At 32.7% G+C, this 19346-nt stretch carries 19 protein-coding genes; 13 read left to right on the forward strand and 6 right to left on the reverse strand.

Features of this window, described 5'->3' with window-relative positions; translation table 11 throughout:
* Positions 1-60: 60 nt before the first annotated feature.
* From EAH81_RS14415 to EAH81_RS14430, 4 genes are all read left to right on the forward strand, one after another.
* Positions 61-3216, forward strand: a complete 3156-nt coding sequence (locus EAH81_RS14415; RefSeq protein ID WP_140508264.1) for a UvrD-helicase domain-containing protein — start codon at positions 61-63, stop codon at positions 3214-3216.
* A gap of 81 nt (positions 3217-3297) precedes the next feature.
* The gene (gene kbl / locus EAH81_RS14420; protein WP_140508266.1) at positions 3298-4491 is read left to right on the forward strand and encodes a glycine C-acetyltransferase; all 1194 of its coding nucleotides are present in this window, start codon (positions 3298-3300) and stop codon (positions 4489-4491) included.
* A 113-nt stretch (positions 4492-4604) separates the two neighbouring features.
* Entirely contained in the window at positions 4605-6047 is a 1443-nt protein-coding gene (locus EAH81_RS14425; RefSeq protein WP_140508268.1) for an OmpA family protein, read from the forward strand.
* A 63-nt stretch (positions 6048-6110) separates the two neighbouring features.
* Entirely contained in the window at positions 6111-8876 is a 2766-nt protein-coding gene (locus EAH81_RS14430) for a PD-(D/E)XK nuclease family protein (protein ID WP_140508270.1), read from the forward strand.
* A gap of 128 nt (positions 8877-9004) precedes the next feature.
* Here EAH81_RS14430 and EAH81_RS27450 read toward each other — a convergent pair whose 3' ends face one another.
* A complete protein-coding gene (locus EAH81_RS27450; protein WP_161595815.1) occupies positions 9005-9148 on the reverse strand; it encodes a hypothetical protein in 144 nt (47 codons plus the stop codon).
* A gap of 286 nt (positions 9149-9434) precedes the next feature.
* Here EAH81_RS27450 and EAH81_RS14435 point away from each other — a divergent pair, with 286 nt between their 5' ends.
* Together EAH81_RS14435 and EAH81_RS14440 are read left to right on the forward strand one after the other, a co-directional pair.
* Positions 9435-9755, forward strand: coding sequence for a hypothetical protein (locus EAH81_RS14435; RefSeq protein WP_140508272.1), 321 nt, complete (start codon positions 9435-9437; stop codon positions 9753-9755).
* A 19-nt stretch (positions 9756-9774) separates the two neighbouring features.
* The gene (locus EAH81_RS14440; RefSeq protein ID WP_140508274.1) at positions 9775-10149 is read left to right on the forward strand and encodes a hypothetical protein; all 375 of its coding nucleotides are present in this window, start codon (positions 9775-9777) and stop codon (positions 10147-10149) included.
* Between the two features lie 78 nt (positions 10150-10227).
* On the opposite strand, the gene EAH81_RS14445 is transcribed toward EAH81_RS14440, so the two are convergent.
* The 3 genes from EAH81_RS14445 to EAH81_RS14455 all read right to left on the reverse strand — a co-directional run bounded on the left by EAH81_RS14445 (position 10228) and on the right by EAH81_RS14455 (position 13454).
* Positions 10228-11004 (reverse strand): alpha/beta fold hydrolase, encoded by a 777-nt coding sequence (locus EAH81_RS14445; protein WP_140508276.1) that lies wholly within the window; start codon positions 11002-11004, stop codon positions 10228-10230.
* 251 nt (positions 11005-11255) lie between these two features.
* On the reverse strand, positions 11256-12155 hold the full coding sequence (locus EAH81_RS14450; RefSeq protein ID WP_140508278.1) for an alpha/beta fold hydrolase: 900 nt from the start codon (positions 12153-12155) through the stop codon (positions 11256-11258).
* A 6-nt stretch (positions 12156-12161) separates the two neighbouring features.
* Complete coding sequence (locus tag EAH81_RS14455) at positions 12162-13454, reverse strand: aminopeptidase P family protein (protein WP_140508280.1); 1293 nt, start codon at positions 13452-13454, stop codon at positions 12162-12164.
* Positions 13455-14096: 642 nt separating this feature from the next.
* On the opposite strand from EAH81_RS14455, the gene EAH81_RS14460 reads away from it, so the two are divergent.
* Positions 14097-15008 carry a hypothetical protein gene (locus EAH81_RS14460; RefSeq protein ID WP_140508282.1) on the forward strand — a complete coding sequence of 304 codons (912 nt, stop codon included), beginning with the start codon at positions 14097-14099 and terminating at the stop codon, positions 15006-15008.
* 70 nt (positions 15009-15078) lie between these two features.
* On the opposite strand, the gene EAH81_RS14465 is transcribed toward EAH81_RS14460, so the two are convergent.
* Positions 15079-15489, reverse strand: a complete 411-nt coding sequence (locus EAH81_RS14465; protein WP_140508284.1) for a helix-turn-helix domain-containing protein — start codon at positions 15487-15489, stop codon at positions 15079-15081.
* 530 nt (positions 15490-16019) lie between these two features.
* Between EAH81_RS14465 and EAH81_RS14470 the strand changes: the two genes are divergently transcribed.
* From EAH81_RS14470 to EAH81_RS14480, 3 genes are all read left to right on the forward strand, one after another.
* Positions 16020-16487 (forward strand): GNAT family N-acetyltransferase, encoded by a 468-nt coding sequence (locus EAH81_RS14470; protein WP_140508286.1) that lies wholly within the window; start codon positions 16020-16022, stop codon positions 16485-16487.
* Positions 16488-16521: 34 nt separating this feature from the next.
* The gene (locus EAH81_RS14475) at positions 16522-17097 is read left to right on the forward strand and encodes a hypothetical protein (RefSeq protein ID WP_140508288.1); all 576 of its coding nucleotides are present in this window, start codon (positions 16522-16524) and stop codon (positions 17095-17097) included.
* Between the two features lie 118 nt (positions 17098-17215).
* On the forward strand, positions 17216-17653 hold the full coding sequence (locus EAH81_RS14480; RefSeq protein WP_140508290.1) for a GNAT family N-acetyltransferase: 438 nt from the start codon (positions 17216-17218) through the stop codon (positions 17651-17653).
* A gap of 83 nt (positions 17654-17736) precedes the next feature.
* On the opposite strand, the gene EAH81_RS14485 is transcribed toward EAH81_RS14480, so the two are convergent.
* Positions 17737-17931: a hypothetical protein gene (locus EAH81_RS14485; protein ID WP_140508292.1), complete on the reverse strand. Its 195-nt coding sequence runs from the start codon at positions 17929-17931 to the stop codon at positions 17737-17739.
* 218 nt (positions 17932-18149) lie between these two features.
* On the opposite strand from EAH81_RS14485, the gene EAH81_RS14490 reads away from it, so the two are divergent.
* From EAH81_RS14490 to EAH81_RS14500, 3 genes are all read left to right on the forward strand, one after another.
* Positions 18150-18389, forward strand: coding sequence for a hypothetical protein (locus tag EAH81_RS14490; RefSeq protein ID WP_140508294.1), 240 nt, complete (start codon positions 18150-18152; stop codon positions 18387-18389).
* 78 nt (positions 18390-18467) lie between these two features.
* Positions 18468-18839: a hypothetical protein gene (locus tag EAH81_RS14495; protein WP_140508296.1), complete on the forward strand. Its 372-nt coding sequence runs from the start codon at positions 18468-18470 to the stop codon at positions 18837-18839.
* Between the two features lie 73 nt (positions 18840-18912).
* Positions 18913-19095: a hypothetical protein gene (locus EAH81_RS14500; protein ID WP_140508298.1), complete on the forward strand. Its 183-nt coding sequence runs from the start codon at positions 18913-18915 to the stop codon at positions 19093-19095.
* Positions 19096-19346: the final 251 nt, after the last annotated feature.

Raw genomic sequence — 19346 nt, forward strand, 5'->3', positions numbered from 1 at the left:
TTTTACATAATGGGGATTTAATATTATTGTGTTATTTTTACCGTACGAAAAACCAAACTTATGCAAAGTCCGTCTTTCTCTATATATGATGCATCGGCAGGCTCAGGAAAGACCTATACTTTGGTTAAAGAATATCTGAAAATTATTCTTTCTTCTCCAAGAAATGATGCTTATCGAAATATTCTGGCAATAACTTTTACCAATAAAGCGGTTCACGAAATGAAAAGCCGTATTGTTGGGAGTTTGTCTGAATTTGCAAAAGAAGAACCTTCTGCAAAAGCGGTCGACTTAATGGAGGATTTGGCTCGCGATACAGGACTTTCTATAATTAAAATCAAAACAAAATCTCAAAGTATTATTAAGCATCTTATTCATAATTATGCTGCTTTTGATATTTCTACGATCGACAAATTCACCCACAAAGTAATACGTGCTTTTGCGCACGATTTAAATTTGCCAATGACTTTTGAAGTTACATTGGATACTGAAAATTTATTGATCGAAGCGGTTGATGCAATTATTGCTCAGGCAGGACAAGATGAAACTTTGACAAAGTTGTTGATTGATTTTACGATGGAGAAAACAGACGACGATAAAAGTTGGGATGTTTCGCGTGAAATTCTGGAAACAGGAAGGTTGGTTTTGAATGAAAACAATCGAAATGAGATTTTGCATTTTCAAGACAAATCAATTGAAGAGTTTGTCGAAATAAAAAAGAAAATGCTGGGGCTGTGTAAAGATTTGGAATCTGAAAATGAAAATTTTGCCACAGAAGCACTTTCTCTAATTGATAAAAACGGAATCGATTTAAAATCGTTTTCCCGAGGTACTTTTCCTAATCATTTAGAAAGTATTCGAGATGGGAAATTTAATCCCCGAAATAAAACATTTCATGAATTTGATGATATTGCGATTAATAAAACAGCCAAAGACAAGGCTTTAATCGAAAATATAATTCCGGAACTGCTTCAAACTTTAGAAAAAATCTATAAAAATTTCGAAAAAAGAGATTTTTACAAAGCCTTTCTGAAAAATATAACGCCACTTTCGTTACTGAATACCGTTAGTAATGAGTTGGCTAAAATTCAATCCGAACAAAATATTTTATCTATATCTGAATTTAATGCGATCATCCATCGTGAAATTCAGAATCAACCGGCGCCTTTTATCTATGAACGATTAGGGGAAAGGTATCGTCATTTTTTTATTGATGAATTTCAGGATACTTCAGAAATGCAATGGCAAAACCTGATTCCGTTAATCGATAATTCACTTTCAGGTCAGGATGATTTTGGAAATAAAGGAACTCTGATGATTGTGGGGGATCCTAAACAATCTATTTATCGCTGGCGCGGAGGAAAAGCAGAGCAATTTATTGAATTAAGTAAAGAGGCAAATCCTTTTAACAATCCCGATAAAGAAATAAAGCATTTAGATACAAATTATCGCAGTTATAGCGAGGTAATTGATTTTAATAATGCTTTTTTTAAATTGATGTCAACTGAATTTTCAAATGAAGATTATAAGGATTTATACGAAAATCATAGTTTTCAGAATTCAAATTCAAAAAAAGGCGGTTATGTAAATATTTCTTTTCTTCCGATAATTGAAAAAAGTGATGCTGATGAAGAAGAAGTTGTTGAGAAATCAGATTTGTATGTTTTGGCAACTTTAAATACAATTCAAAAAGTAGTTAGTGAAGGTTTTGAATATAAAGACATCGTGATTTTGACTCGAAAAAGAGATCAGGGAATCGCGATTGCAAATTATTTAACGGAACAGAATATTCCGCTTTTGTCTTCAGAAACCTTAATGATTCAAAATGCGACAGAAGTTCGGTTGATTGTTTATTTGTTGAAGTATCTGAATAATAGTGCTGACTTAGAATCTAAAGCTAATTTTCTGCATTTTTTGGCAACTCACAAAGAAACGAATCTGCCAATCCATGATTTTATTGCAATGGGAATGTCAAAAAGGTTTGAAGCTGATTTTGAAAAATGGCTTTTGACTTTTGATGTTTCGCTTTCTTTTGAAAACGTTCGCAAGAAATCTTTGTATGAAGCCGTTGAAATTATCATTTCGAAGTTTGTGCTTCCGGCAGAAGGAAATGCATACATTCAGTTTTTTCTGGATATTGTTCTGGAACGGGATATTAGGAATCAAGCCGGAATAGCTGATTTTTTATATTTTTGGGATAAAAACGGTGATCGATTTAGTATTCCTTCTCCCGAAGGAAATAATGCCGTCCGGATTATGACCATTCATAAGTCAAAAGGGCTGGAGTTTCCAGTGGTTATTATGCCTTTTGCAGAAGAAGATTATAATCGAAAACCAAAAGATAAATTATGGCTCGATACAGAAGATGTTGATTTGGATATTCCTCGAGCTTTAATTGATAATAGCAGCGCAGTTGAAGGTTTTGGAGAAAGTGCTTCGGCGGTTTTTAATCTGAAGAAACAAGAAGAGTTGTTGGATAATATCAATGTTTTGTATGTTGCATTGACTCGTGCCGAAGAACAGTTGTATGTAATCTCTCAATCTTTAAAAGAAAGAAAAGATGGCGAATTCCCGAATAACATGGCTTCTTTTTTTATTAAATATCTCATTAATGAAGGAGTTTATGATTCTGGAAGATTAGAATATGATTTTGGAAATAAAACCAGACTTTCGAATCGTGGAAGAACTGTTGATTTAGTAAAACCAATTCCTGTAGTTTCTGAAGTTTTAAATCCGAAGAATATAAAAATTGCACAACGAGAAGCCTTAATGTGGGGAACGCATCAGCAAGAAGCAATATCTTATGGAAATGTTGTGCATGAGATTTTGGCTTTTGTTAAAGATAAATCTGATGTTGATTTGGCGGTTACAAAAGCACTTGAAAATGGATTGATAAAGGTCGATCAGGTTGATCAGGTCTTAAGGACGTTGAAGGAAATTGTAAATCATTCGGAATTGAGTTTTTGTTTTGATGGAAATTACTCCATTTTAAACGAGCAGACTATAGTTCAAAAAGAAGGAAAGATTTTAAAACCAGACCGAATTGTGATAACCAATAATAATGAAGCTTATCTTTTGGATTATAAAACCGGACTGGCTAATCCTAAATATAAGCAACAACTTCAGGAATATCAGGATGCCATCGAAGATTTGGGATACAAAGTGTTAAAAAAAGCTCTTGTATATATAGGAACAGAAATCGATGTAGTAAATTTGTGAAAAAATTAATCAGATGTTAAAGGATTAACGTAGCTTAAGTTTTGATAAGTAGTTAATATTTAACGTTTTAAATATATTAAAATGTACGGTAAAATTAAAGAGCATTTGCAAAGTGAGTTGCAAACTATTGAAGAAAATGGGATTTTTAAAAAAGAACGTATTATAACATCTGCACAAGATGCTGAAATTACGATTTCTACAGGGGAAAAGGTTTTGAACTTTTGTGCCAACAATTATTTAGGGCTTTCTTCTCATCCGGAAGTTGTTCAGGCAGCTAAAGACGCAATGGATACTCATGGTTTCGGAATGTCATCGGTTCGTTTTATTTGCGGAACACAAGATATTCATAAAACTCTGGAGAAAAAGATCTCTGATTTTTATGGTACAGAAGATACGATTCTTTATGCAGCTGCTTTTGATGCAAACGGAGGAGTTTTTGAACCTTTATTAGGAGAGAATGATGCTATAATTTCAGATAGTTTAAATCATGCTTCTATTATAGATGGTGTTCGTTTGTGTAAAGCGGCTCGCTATCGTTATGAAAATAGCAACATGCAAGACCTGGAACAGCAGTTAATAAAAGCTAATGAAGCCGGAGCACGTTTTAAATTAATTGTTACGGATGGAGTTTTCTCTATGGACGGACTTGTGGCGCCTTTGGATAAAATTTGCGATTTGGCTGATAAATATGATGCAATGGTTATGGTTGACGAATGTCACGCTGCCGGATTTATAGGTGCTACCGGTAAAGGTACACTTGAAGCAAAAGGCGTAATGGGAAGAGTTGATATTATAACAGGGACTCTTGGTAAAGCTCTTGGTGGTGCAATGGGAGGTTATACAACAGCAAAGAAAGAAATTGTTGAATTGTTGCGTCAGCGTTCAAGACCATATTTGTTTTCGAACTCACTTGCACCGGCGATTGTTGGTGCTTCTATTAAGGTCTTTGAGCTTTTAGAAAAAGATACTACCTTAAGAGATAAACTAGAGTGGAATACAAACTACTTTAAAGAAGGAATGAAAAATGCCGGATTTGACATTATTGATGGTGATTCAGCAATTGTGCCTGTTATGTTATATGATGCAAAATTATCTCAAACGATGGCAAATGAACTTTTGAAGCAAGGAATTTATGTAATTGGCTTCTTTTTTCCTGTTGTTCCAAAAGATAAGGCAAGAATCAGAGTTCAGCTGTCAGCGGCGCATACAAAAGAACATTTAGACAAGGCTATAAAGGCCTTTGTATCAGTGGGACAAATGTTAAAAGTTATATAATTCCCACTTTGGTGAAATTTTTGTAGGTTTTTTTTAACATTTCATTTTGTATTTAAAAAATTTGGTGTTACTTTTGCTTGTAATTAACTAAATTGTAATTAAAAAAATTAAGTATGAAACATCTTAACAAACTTTTAGTTGCTGTGATGATGGTGATGGGTTTAAGTTCTCACGCACAAGACAGTAACAATCCATGGGCTATCTCATTTGGAGTTAATGCAGTTGATACAAGAACCAGTTCTGGTGCAGGACACGGTTTCTTTGATCAACACTTTTCTCAGCCATTCGCTGTAAAAGACAATTGGAACATCCTTCCTTCTTTATCTTACATTGCTGTAAATAGATATGTTGGACATGGTTTCTCTGTTGGTTTACAAGGATCTGTAAACAAAATTGATAAATTGGTTACTTTTGCTCCAACTGCTCCAGGGCATGACAACAGAGGTAATATTGTAACTAATCCTGGAGACTTAATGTATTATGGTATTGATGCTACTGTAAAGTATAGCTTCCAAGAATTAATCAAATCTAAAGTAGTTGATCCTTCGCTATCTGTTGGTGGTGGTTATACTTTCTTTGGTGACGAAAGTTTTGGTACAGTTAACCCAGGTGCTGGTGTAACTTTTTGGTTCACAGATGCAATTGGTCTTGAGCTTGCTACAAAATACAAATGGGCTGTTGCTGACGGTCAAGGAGATCGTTCAGTTTTCCAACATACTGCAGGTCTAGTTTTCAAATTCGGAGGTAAAGATACTGACGGAGACGGAATCTACGATAAAGATGATGCTTGTCCAGATGTTGCTGGTTTAAAACAATTCAACGGATGTCCTGATACTGACGGAGACGGAATCGTTGACGCTAGTGATGCTTGTCCAGATGTATTTGGTTTAGCTGCATTAAACGGATGTCCTGATACTGACGGAGACGGAATTGCTGATAAAGATGATGCTTGTCCAGATGTTGCTGGTTTAGCTGCTTTAAAAGGTTGTCCTGATACTGACGGTGATGGTATCGCTGACAAAGATGACAAATGTCCTACAGTTGCTGGTCCTAAAGAAAATGGTGGTTGTCCTTTCTTAGACGCTGACAAAGACGGTGTTGCTGATAAAGATGATGATTGTCCTACAGTTTACGGTCCTGCTTCAAACAGAGGATGTCCAGAAGTAACTTCTGAAGCTTTAGAAGATCTTAAAGTTCAAGCAAGAGCGGTTTACTTTAACTCAGGTAAAGCTACTTTCAAAACAGGAGACAAAGAAACTCCAGCTAGATTGGATGCGATTAAAGAAATCCTTAAAAACTATCCAAACGCGAAATTCTCTATTGAAGGACACACAGATAGTACAGGTTCTGTTAAAATCAACCAAAAATTATCTGAAGATAGAGCTGCTGCTGTAATGAACGCTTTAATTGAAAGAGGTGTTAATCCAGAAAACTTAGTTTCTAAAGGATTTGGATCTACTCAACCAGTTGCAAGTAACAAAACTGCTGCAGGTAAAGCACAAAACAGAAGAACAGAAATTAGACACATTGGTTCTAAATACCAAGGTAAAATCTAATTTACTTTCTAAATAAATTTTAAAAGCCATTCTTAATTGAATGGCTTTTTTTATTTTTATCAAATGAAAAATATTTCTTTTCTCGAAAAAATTGCTGCTGTTGTAATTCAGGATTATTCGGCTAAACTTGCGGATATAACTATTGTTTTGCCAAATAAAAGAGCAAAGGTTTTTTTAATTGAAGCTTTAAAAAAGGAGACAAAAAAAACAATTCTTGCTCCTGAAATTGTTAGTATTGAAGATTTTGTACAAGATGTTGCGTCTATCAGATCTGTAGATTCGATTGAACTTTTATTTGAGTTTTATGAAGTATATCTTTCTATAACCGAAAAACAGCATCAACAATCTTTTGAGTTATTTGCAAACTGGGCTAAAACCCTTTTGCAGGATTTTAATGAGATTGATCGTTATCTTTTAGATCCTTCGCATGTTTTGTCGTATTTGAAAGATATAGAAGATATTAAAAAATGGGGTATCGAAGTCGAAAACAAAACAAAACTTCTGGAAAATTATATTGAATTCTGGAAGCTATTGCCTTTGTATTATGATTCGCTATACAATCATTTGCTGAACAAAGCAATTGGATATCAAGGTTTAATTTATAGAGAGGCTGTAAATAATTTGAACCACTTTTCGAATTCCGTTGCAAACAAGACTTTTATTTTTGCGGGATTTAATGCCTTAAATGCTGCTGAAGAAAGAATTGTTCAACATCTTTTAGCACTGGATCAGGCGAAAATTTATTGGGATGTTGATCAAACTTTTCTAAATGATCCTTATCATGATGCCGGACTCTTTGTGCGTCGTTTTAAAGAAAGCTGGAAACATTATAAGTCAAATATATTTGAGTGGATTGCAGACGATTTTTCTCAGTCTAAAAACATTCAGGTTATTGGAACTCCAAAAACTATTGGTCAGGCAAAATTGGCAGGAAGTATTATTGAGAATATAATCAATAATGATCCGTCAACATCTCTTGACAAAGTGGCTATTGTACTTGGAGAAGAAAATTTATTAATGCCAATTTTGTATTCATTGCCGGCTTCGGTTGGAGCCTTGAATATTACGATGGGATATTCCGGAAAAAATAATCCATCGCAAATATTAATTGCGAAGTTGTTTAAGATGCATACAAATGCGCTTTCCCGAAAAGGCGAGAGTTATGTTTTTTATTATAAAGATGTACTCGATATTTTGACACATCCTTTGGTAGAACCTTACGCGAACGCAAGTAATTTGGTGAAGATTATCAAAGAAAATAACTATACATTTATTACTCATAATAGAATTTTAGAACTCAACTCAAGTCCTTCTATTCTATTTGGTTTATTATTTCAGAAATGGGAGAATGGATCAATGGCAGTCTTAGAAAATATTTCGACGCTTTTGCTGTTGATAAAAGAAAATTTCAATAATGATAATGAAGAAGAGAAAATTGCGAAAGCTTTTGTTTTCTCTGTTTTCAAAGTGATCAATAAGCTTATAAATTATTATTCGAAGCATCATTATATAGATAATATTGATACGCTTCATGCAATTTATAAACAAATTATCGATCTAGCAGAAGTTTCTTTTGAAGGAGAACCTTTGCATGGTTTGCAGATTATGGGAGTTTTGGAAAGTCGTGTTCTTGATTTTGATACCGTCATTGTTACATCAATGAATGAAGGGAAATTTCCTGCGGGAAAATCACAAAATTCGTTTATACCTTATGATGTAAAACGCGAATTAGGTTTGCCAACTTTCAAGGAAAAAGATGCTATTTATACCTATCACTTTTATCATTTGCTGCAAAGAGCCAAAAATATTTATCTGATTTATAATACTGAAAATGATGGATTGGATGCTGGAGAACGCAGTCGTTTTATCACGCAGCTCGAAGTTGAAAAACAAAAACAGCATAATCTTACATTTGATATTTACAACCCGGTTTTACCAACAATGGCATATCAGCCTATGATAATTCCAAAGTCTGAAGCAGTGATGGAACGATTGAAAGAAATTGCTCTTGCCGGTTTTTCACCTTCTGCATTGACGAGTTATATTAGAAATCCTATCGATTTTTACTTTCAAAAAATACTTCGAATTCGAGAAGTCGAAGAGGTCGAAGAGAATATTGCGTTAAACACTTTGGGAACAATAATTCACGAAACCTTAAAAGCTTTGTACGATCCTTTTGTCGGGAAGTTTATCTCGGAAACGGATATTTCAAATTGCTTTAAATTGTTAGATGATGAAGTTTTAAGACAGTTCAAAGTAGTTTATAAAGAGGGAGAGATTAAGAAAGGACGTAATCTTTTGGCTTTTGAAGTTGCAAAACGTAATGTTTCTAATTTCCTGAGAATGGAATTGGAGGAAATTAAAAATGGTGACGCAATAAAAATCATAGCTTTAGAAAAAACTTTCGAAAGAGAATTAAAGCATCCAAATTTGCCATTTCCGGTTCTGATAAAAGGAAATGTAGACAGAATTGAACTGCGTAACGGAAAAATAAGAATCATTGATTATAAGACCGGAAAAGTAGAAAAGACGAATGTTGTATTGAAATCATGGAATGGATTAACTCAGGAGCTTAAAAACGATAAAATTATTCAGGTTCTGGCTTATGCTTTTATGTTTGAAAAAGAAGCCAATGATGTTCCTATAGAAGTTGGAATTATTTCGTTTAAGAATTTGAAATCCGGTTTTTTACCATTCGGTTATAAAGAAGAAAAAGAATTGAACTCAACGGTGGGTAAAGAAATCTTAAACAATTATATTGAAGAAATTGTGGTTTTGTTGAAAGAGATTTTTGATGTGAATATTCCTTTTGAAGAAAAAACAGACTAATTGCCAAAGTATAATCAAAATTTGAACTCAGTTAATTTTGATTAAGGATAACTGGCATCATTTTTAAACAAAAGCTGAACTTACGTATAAAGCATATTTTACAAGTTCAGCTTTTTTATAAATAGCTCTTAGCTAAATATCTTTTTGAAAAAACCTTTCTTTTGGGTTTCCTGATTATTTGTAGTGTTGATACTTCCGTTCTCAAAACGAAACCTTCTAAACTTCATCAGTTTTACATTTAAGTCAAAGCGCAATTCGTCAACAGTTTTCATGGGATTGATTTTTTTGCAAATTTATGAAAAACTTCCGCTAAACAGGGGTTAAGATAAATGTTGAGATAATAATTTAATAATCTGAACCGGATTGTTGTGTTTTTAGATAAATCTTCTTTTTTTGTTAGGATTTATTATAGTTTCTACTTTAAAAATAAAGAAATGTTGTGCTATAAACAAAAGTAATTCAAATGGTTACGTGTGCCTTTTTTTTAACAAGTGTTTATCGGACAATTATATTATTTAAAAATATCTTTGGCCATTCCTTAAAAAATAAAATAACATTATGATTGATTTAAATGCACTTGTTGAAGAGACCGGAGCCGAGTCTGGTTTGAGTTTTAATATAGATGGAGTTTTACTTGAATCAGTTAATTTGGAGTATGACGGAAATGTTGCTGCAATGATAGGAATGATCTTAAAAATGTGTTTAGAAATGTCTGAAGATGTAAATAATGGAGATCTTAAACAAGTCATGATTAAAAACCAGGATGGTATTGTGGTTGCGAATAAAAATGAGGAGGATAATTGTATTGCACTACTTTCTAAAGATATAAGTAAAATGGGACTTTTGCTGCGCAAGATGGATACCATTTTCAATAATTAATTTAAACCTAAATTTAAACATGTCAGATTTTTTACAGAATTTTCAAAATGATTTAAGAGAGAATATCAACGGATTCATTGCAGTTTCAGTAACTGAAGTTGAAACAGGAATGTCTTATTGTTCACTTTCTTTAAATCCAAATTTTGACCCCGAATTAGCATCTGCTTATAATCTAGAAGTTGTAAAAGCAAAATTAAACGCTATTAAAGCTTTAGGATTGGACCAAAAAATCAACGATATCTTAATTACACTTACAGATCAAATACATATTATTGATGTTTCTGAAGACGGTAAATACTTTATTTATTTAGCTGTTGATGCAACAAAAGCAAATCTTGGATTAACAAGAGCGACATTGGCTAAATTTAAAAAAGATATTATTTCAAAGCTTTAATATTTGCCCCCAAAAATGAGAAAAGGCTATTTCAAGATGATTTTGAAATGGCCTTTTTGGTTTTTTGTACTTTCTGAGTTATTGAAAAAAGTCTAATAAAACAGCTTTCAATTCTTCTTTATTTTCAATTTGACTCATATGTCCGTCTTCAAAAGAAACAAGTTGAGCAGTTGTATCTTCTATTTGGGAAAGACTTTCTTCGTAGTTCAAAACCGGATCTTTTTTGCCTAAAATCAATAAAACCGGAAATAGGTTTTTATGTAAAAGGACTTCTCTGTCTTTTCTGATTTTCATTCCTTCAAGCGAAGCAATAATTCCTTGTAGAGGAGTTTTTAATGCCTGAACTTTTACTTTTTCGATTTCATCTGCCAATCGTGTTCTGTTGTTTTCGCTGAATAAATTACCAATAGCCAGGCTTACAAAGTTTATATAATTTTGTTTTACCGCTTTTATAGCGCGATTTCGGTTTATTTTTTTCTCGTGGCTATCTGCTTTTGAAGTTGAGTTCAGCAAAACTAATTTCTGAATTTGGTTTGGGAATAATTCGGCGAAAGCCAAACCAACATATCCACCCATAGAATGTCCAAGAATGGTTGCTTTTTCAATTTTTAAATGTTCCAGAACTCCATGAACAGCTTTTGCATTATCTTCCATTTCATGAACATATCCCAGACAATCAGATTCGCCGTGACCTAATAAATCAATGGTAATCACGCGATGTTTTTCTGAAAACAAGGCAACGTATTCCTGCCACATTTTTTTGTTTTCCAGAAAGCCATGAAGCAGCACAATTGCAGTTCCGGAACCTGAGTCAGTATAAGAGATTTTTGTATTTTTATATAGAATGTTTTTCAAAATGGTATTTTATTGTAAAAGTTTGTTGTGGCAACGAAGTTTTTTCGCCACGAATTTCACAAATTTACGCGAATCAACTTAATTTTAAAAATTCAATTGCACGAATTTTACTTTAAAAAGGAGATTAAAATAATTATAGAGTTTTCTAATTTGTGAAAATTTGTGCAATTTGTGGCGAACTTTTTTCTGTCTTTTACCAATTAAATGAAGTTGCTAAAAAAAACGGCTTCCATTTCTGAAAGCCGTTTAGTTTATGATTTTAAAAAGGAATTAACATCTGCAAAATACTTTTCTTTTGCATCCAGCCATCCATAATGCCTGCAATGGTCAAGCAAAATTAGCTTTGAATTTGGAAAGGTTTTATTTGCCAATTCACCAATTTGATTACTGATAACATCTTGTTTTCCCTGAATAATCAGAACAGAATTTTTAAAGGTTTTCAGCTTTTCTTTACAGTCAAAATTAATTTTCTGCATATCATCCCAAAGTAATCCGTTTATTTTTGAATTTCCCTGAGTCAATCTTTCTGCAATAATTGGAACATATTTTTTGTCGTAAACATAAGCCGGCGCCATTGCTCTTCCGCGAGCTAAACGTGCTGCGTGAGAAGTGTTACCTTTTGCAATCTCGGCATTCCAGTAATTCATGGAATCTTTCTCGACTTTGGTCAGGTTTCTTTCAATAAGATTTTCTGTTTTCAGCAAAGTCAAATCGATTCCGCCAGACGATGATAAAACCAATTTATTGATGCTATTGGGATAAATTGTAGCATAATACGAAGCTAGCATTCCACCAAAAGAATGCCCTAAAATATTCCATTTTTTAATATTGAGATGTTTTCTCAATGATTCAATATCATCAGCCATTATTTTCATCGAAATGGTTTCTGAATTCAATTCTTTCAATTCTGATTTTCCGGTTCCGCGCTGATCGTAAATAATAGTTTCCTGACTTTCGGCGAGTGTTTTAGCCATGCTTTCAAAACCGTTACTGTTCATTCCCGGACCACCGTTAATAATCAAAAGCGGTTCACCTTTTCCGAATATTTTATAATAAGTTTTACTCGAATCATTGTTCGTAGCATAACCTTCGGTTTGGGCAAAAGCGTTTCCTAAAACCATTAGAAAAGCAAATAGAAAAATCTTTTTCATTATGAATTAGGAGTTCATTAAACTTTCGATTTCATCTACTTCAATCGGAATATTACGCATCAGGTTAAAAGGTTCTCCTTTTTCCTGAACCACAACATTATCTTCCAGACGAATCCCAAAACCTTCTGCCGGAATATAAATTCCAGGTTCAACCGTAAAAACCATATTGGCTTTCATAGGTTCGTGAAGCAATCCATAATCATGAGTATTCAATCCCAAATGATGAGAAGTTCCGTGCATAAAATATTTTTTGTACGCTGGCCATTCCGGATTTTCGTTCTGAACATCGGCTTTGTCAATTAAACCTAAGCCCAGTAATTCAGAAGTCATTACTTTACCCACTTCAATATGATATTGTTTCCAAAGCGTTCCCGGAGTCAACATTTTTGTCGCTTCGTTTTTAACTTTCAAAACAGCATTGTAAACCGCTTTTTGTCTTTCAGAGAATTTTCCCGAAACCGGAATTGTTCTCGTCATATCACTCGAATAATTAGCATATTCAGCAGCAACATCCAATAAAATCAAATCTCCGGCTTTACATTGCTGATTGTTTTCGATATAATGCAAAACGTTTGCATTGTTTCCCGAAGCAATAATTGGCGTATAAGCAAAACCTTTAGAACGGTTACGGATGAATTCGTGAATCAATTCGGCTTCGATTTCATATTCTGTAACATTTGGTTTTACAAACGGCAATAATCTACGGAAACCTTTCTCTGTAATATCACAAGCTTGCTGAATCAAATCGATTTCTTCGCTTTCTTTTATAGAACGAATGCGTTGCAAAATTGGGTTGCTTTTTGCCACATTATGTGCAGGATAATTTTCTTTCCACCATTTTACAAAACGAGCTTCGCGAGTTTCAGTTTCAACAACTGCGCGATAGTGTTCGTTAGTATTAATGTACATCGTATCTGCATACGTCATCATTTCGTTCAAAACCTTATGAAAATCCTGTAACCAATAAACCGTTCTGATTCCCGAAACCTGAAAAGCGCGTTCTTTAGTCAGTTTTTCACCTTCCCAAATTGCGATATGTTCGCTGGTTTCTTTCAGGAAAAGCATTTCTTTTTGGCTCTCATGAGGCGCATCCGGAAACAAAAGCAAGATACTTTCTTCCTGATCCACACCGCTTAGATAAAAAATATCTCGGTGTTGTTCAAACGGCAAAGTACTATCTGCACTAATTGGGTAAATGTCATTTGAGTTAAAAACGGCAACACTGTTAGGTTTCATTTCTGCCGTGAATTTTCTGCGATTTTTTACAAAAAGAGCGCTGTTTATTTGATGATATTTCATAATAATGTGAGTTTTGAACTTCGAATTTCAAAATTACTAATTTTTAGAGAATGGCATCAGATTGCTTTATTAAAGTTTTCTTATTTGTTTTGGTTTTGCCACGAAGACGCTAAGGCACTAAGTTTTTTTCAATCTTGTCTTTCTGAGGAACGAAGAATTTCCGCGACAATTGTCACGCAATCTTGTCATTTCGACCGGAGGGAGAAATCGCACTCGTAAATCGTCAAAGATTGGCGATTTTGATTGCGGAGCTTCTTGTGGGGATTCTTCGTTCCTCAGAAAGACAAGTTTGTGGGTAAACGGGATTTTCTAAAGACTCAGAAACTTAGATTCTCAGAACCTTAGAACGTTAATAATGGCGTGTCCCTCCGGGTCGGGCTTTCGGCTATATCTTTTATTTCGTCCTGATAGCTATCGGGACTTTCATAAAAGGATACCACCTCAATCCCTCACGCGAACTTCGGTTTTATAAGAACTTTATTTTTACGGGATGTGGTTTCCCGTAAAGAAGTTAATTGAGAAATAACAACATTTGCATTTAATCTTGAAAATTGTGTTTAATTTACAAATGTCAGATCATTTGTTTGAAATCAAGATTAACAGTTTTGTATAAATAGAACCAAAATAATATTACTTAAAATAATGAAAACAAAATTACTTCGATTTACAATTCTTTTATTTATTACTTTCTTAATGATCTCATGTGCTTCCGAAGAAATTTTGAGTGCAGAAAATACTGTTTTAGAGTTTAAAATTAATGATCAATATTTGATAACAAATGCCGAAATTGATGAGCAAACAGGAATTGTCACTAAAAGATTGCCTGAATTTATTGATTTTAAAAATTTAAATATTGATTTGAAAATTTCAGAATCTGCTTCAATTACGCCAGATCCAAAAACCATTAAGGATTACTCTTCTCCCGTAACTTTTATAGTTAAGTCTGAATCGGGATTAGAAAAAACGTATTTGGTTAAATTAGAACATATGGATATAAATAGGTATGAATCATGCACAGATTCTAATGCTCATAAATGGTTTGGAGGAGATAATAGAACCAATGCTCCGGATATCTTGCCATTTGACAGAAATATTGGGACAGGGCAAACTGTATTGTTAAATAAGGATTTAGTTCCGTCGCGTTTTGGTATTCATCTTCGAGAAGGTTTTGCGTACTATGAAACGAAGACTCTATATGGGGAAGAGGTGAAATTAAAATTAATTATTAGAGATGAAACTAAAAAAACTATTGCGTCTACTGAAACTATTGTTTCGGCAAACTTTAGTGGTGGTTTTATTTCTTTTGATTTGCAAAACCAATATCTTTTATTAGAAGCCGGAAAAAAATATGTTTTCTATTGGTATTTAGTAGATGGTGCAGCTTTAGGAATTATGGCAGGTAGTTCTGGAGATACAACGAATGGTTCTGGATTCTGTTTCCAAACAGGATATTCAGGAGATTCTAAAATTAGAAATAAAACCACTCTGGAAGATTTAAGCGTTTGGGGCGAACATCCTTGGCATTTTAATATGGAACTAGAAGGAAAAGAATAATAATTAAGTATTTATAAAAAAATCGAAGCAACAAACTTCGGTTTTTTTATAAATATATCTTTCGTAGAAATTATCTTTTTTCGCTCAACAATTTCTCTAATAAAGCCACTTTCTCTTTTTCAGCTTCAACCAATCTTTCGTAAAGTTTTTTATTCTCTTCAAAAGATTCAATGAGTTTATCTAAAGGATTAAAAGTGCAATTGTTGTTTTTTATAGAAGAAGCATCATTATGATAAGTATTCCCAATAATATTAAAAACAGCTTCTTCAGAGAAATTCTTTATTACTTCGGCGGGAACGCCCAAAGCTTTGGCAATTGCATTTAGTTTTTCGTCGTCAACGCTTTCGCTTCCTTCAATAATAGAGATAGATTGTTGATTAGTGCCAATTGCAATCGCAAGGGCTTCTTGTTTCATATCTCTAAGCTCTCTTATTCGGCTTATGTTTCGCCCGATGTGTCTAGGTTTTGGTGCTGTGCTCATAATTCAAAGATATTTAAAATTCTTTTACATTTTTGGTTTTGGTAGAAAACAAGTCTTTGTTTGTGAGATACATTTTGTAAATTGTTTCCGATATTGTAAAAATACAATTTTTCTTACTATTTATGATTTTGAATGAAGATATTATTACACTTGTCATTTTTCTGTCACTTCGGCACGGGATCGGGCAATGTCATTAAGTTAAGCTTTTAAAAAATAAAATTATTGCAGATCAAATCCGTTTTTATCCGCGTTTTTACGAAGTAAATCTGTTTTATCCGCGTCAAAATTAGATGCTGATTTTACTGATTCGCTAAAGCGAAAACGCTGATAAAAACGGATTTTTCTAATTATTTTGATTATACTGTTAAGTAATTTTATAGATTTTCCCTTGACTTAATGACATTGAGATGCGGGATGCAAACAAAATCGCTAATCTTTGACGAGTTTCGCGTGTGATTTCTCTCCCGAAGCCTCGGGATCGAAATGACAAGATTGTGTAATATTGTTATGTCAAAAAACAATTAAAAGAAATGACCATAGAAAAAGCAAAACCAAACGACGACCAAATCCTCACAGAAATCACCAAAAAGTCAAAAGCATATTGGGGATATTCTAAAGAACAAATTGAAAACTGGTCGCAATTCTTAACAGTTTCAAAAGAATATATTGAAACCAAATCCGTCTACAATTTAATTGTTGAAGATCAAATTATTGGATATTACTCATTCTTCCACGAAAGTGAAAATACTATTAAACTGGATAATTTGTTTGTCTTGCCCGATTTTATTGGCAAAGGATTCGGGAAAGTATTAATGAATGATTTTCTTATCCGTTTAAAAGATCAAAGCGTTCACAAAGTAATTCTCAATTCAGAACCAAATGCTGAGGAATTTTATTCTAAATTAGGATTTGTAAAAGTGGGGCAGATAGAAACGTCTATTAAAGATCGATATATGCCAATAATGGAGTTATTGATAGAAAATTACAAAAACGAATAGTAAAGATTTAGAATAAATTTTAAAGTCATAAAAGATGAAATTAAATACCGAAGTTAAGTATTTAACCCATAAACAAAGCGCCAATTTTTTGTTGGTTTCGCTATCTCTTATCTGGGCGTGGATGTTTATTGCATCCAAAATTGACAGAGGAAACGATCGCGGATTTATGACTAGTTTTGGTACTATAATAATTTTGACTTTTATATTGGTGCAATTCTTTGCAAAGGTTAAATCAGGAGAATATCTCGCAACATTCTTTTATCTCAGTTTTGGGATTTTAGCAGTTTTTTTATTTACCATGACTATTGGGCTTCTTATTGCGGCAGTGATCGGATGGGCAGGTTTTGTAGTTCCGCTAACTACAATTGGTTTTTTGTTATTTTTTATTCTTAGACGATTGTTTTCGTTTCCAGATAATTTTGTTGCATTTTGGGTATTGTTTTCATTGCCAATCCTGATGGGTGTAACATTGAAAGTATTGCCTTTTATTGTAAGTATTGATAAGCACGAATTAGGAATTGGGTTTCCAATTGCGATTTATTTAAGCTTTGTTTTTATCGCAATTGCGATACTTTGCAGGGAAAGTCAAATAGTAATTATAGAAGAATAAAAATGGAAGAGTAACAACATGTTATAAAAGATAAGATGAAATTCGGGCGTCTTGAATTGAATAATTATCTATTATAAAACAAAAGTATTATGATTGAGAGAGAAAGAATAAACCTTATATGAAATCAAAAACTGAAATAAGAAAAGTCGAAAACCGAGATCTGGATTTTGTCTATAAAGCAATTTGCGAACTTGAAAATGAAGAACTGGATTTTGAAGTTTTTACGGCAATATTCAATGAGAACATTTCGAATCCAAACAATTTATATTTACTGGCAGATAATGAAAACGAAGGTTTAGGATTTATTAGTTTTCACACACAAAACCTTTTACATCATTGCGGAGTGGTCGGCGAAATCCAGGAATTTTTTATTCATCAAAATCATCGTGGAAAAGGAATTGGTAAACAATTGATAAATGAGATTCTGCAATATGCAGATCAAAATAATCTGAAAAGTATCGAGGTCACGACAAATAAAAGACGAGTAGAAAACGTGTTGATTTATGAAAATCTAGGTTTCAATCTATCGCATAATAAGTTTACGATTTATAAATAAGCTTTACAGCGATTAAAAGATTAAACATAAAAAAAACTGCTATTGTTAATAGCAGTTTTAATATATTGATGATTATCTTGTTATTATAGAGCGTATTCCATACAAATACTATTTGTTGCTGTTCTCCATAAATACCAGCCACAAACGTTTCTTCCGTAATAAGAAACTTCGTCACCATTACACATCGGATATGGTACGCAGTTTACGGCTCCGGCATTGATTGATTTCAATTCTTCTTTTGATAATTTTTGTGATGCTAATTTTTGTAAGTTTTTCATAAATAAGTTTTTTTGGATTTTCCTACTCTATAAGTTTTTCGGATACGACTTAGATAAAAATACAAATTATTTTTTCTAAATAAATACTTACAAAAAGAAAACCTTGCGTTTCTAATTGATTTTTTAAGAATCGTCAATCTTTTTCTTTATTTGAGATAAATTTGCAGTAATTTCCTTCTTTTTTATGCTTTTAATGCAATTGTTGGTTTTGAAAATAAGTGAAAAAAACTTGTGGATCTTATAGTCCATCATTGCTTTTTATTGGGTTGTCACTTCATGCTTTAAATTTTATCAACACAAAAACAATAAGTGCAGCAATGGTCATTTTTGCTTCATTTGCAATTAGTTTTTCCTTTTTTGTATTAAAAGATGGTGTTTATATGTTACTGAGTTGTGTAGTTTTTACTTTAGGATTGGGATTGTTGCTTTACAGGAAAGAAAGAATAATTACTGAATAAAAGAGAAGTGGAATTGGAACTCTTGTTTTTATTTGTATTTTCGTTTATCTGAAAGCGTAAAAATAAAACCAAACGAAATTGAATAAATATCTAAAATATCTAATCTCGCTCTTTATGGCTTTTGTCGTGATTGCGAGTGATGCTACTTTAGATTTTCAATCAAAATCTGCCGATTATTATCAATCTTCGTGTGTAATTCTAAAAACAGAAATAGATATAAAAAAGGCTCGTTTATATTCATATAAGCGCTTTGTTTCTCCAATTAAGATTTCGTTTTTAGTTCCTTTAAAATTTCTTCAATTTGCAGTTGTTTTTAGTCTCCAAATTCTGGTTTTTCTAAAAATGAGAATATTTCTTTATCAAAAAATAAACTCATTTTTAAATGAATCTGTTTTTGTAAACGAAATAATCACTTCAAACAATTATTATAAAAGTTTATACAACGCTTAGTTTTTTCTAAGCCTTTTGTGCGTTTCAACGCATACGATGATAAAATAATGTCTAATCATTTATCATTTTCAAAATGTATAAACAAAATAATAAAACACGTTTAGAGCAATCTAAGCGACCATTTCTTTATTGGATAAAAAGAAAATTCATTGTAATAATAACCGCTTTTATGCTCGGAATGTCAAACGGAATGAATGTACACGATCAAGCCATTAAAGGAAATCAGAATTATACGGAACAGCATAAAAAGGATTGATTTCTTGATGTTTGATTTATGAAAAACGAGGCGATTAAGCTTCGTTTTTTTTATATAAGTAAGTGTAAGTGTTTCGTAATTTGGGTGTTATTGTTTTTAATAGAATAATATTATAAATCATTCTGTGTCAGAGAAATAATTTGAGAGCTAAATTTAATTATATTTTTCTGTCAAAAAATCAAGTTTAATTCTAAATGTTAAATTTTTTTTAATAGTTTTGAGCCAATTCCTACACAACCACTAGCCTGAAT

The sequence above is a fragment of the Flavobacterium pectinovorum genome (genome assembly GCF_006438875.1).
Lineage (GTDB): Bacteria > Bacteroidota > Bacteroidia > Flavobacteriales > Flavobacteriaceae > Flavobacterium > Flavobacterium pectinovorum_A.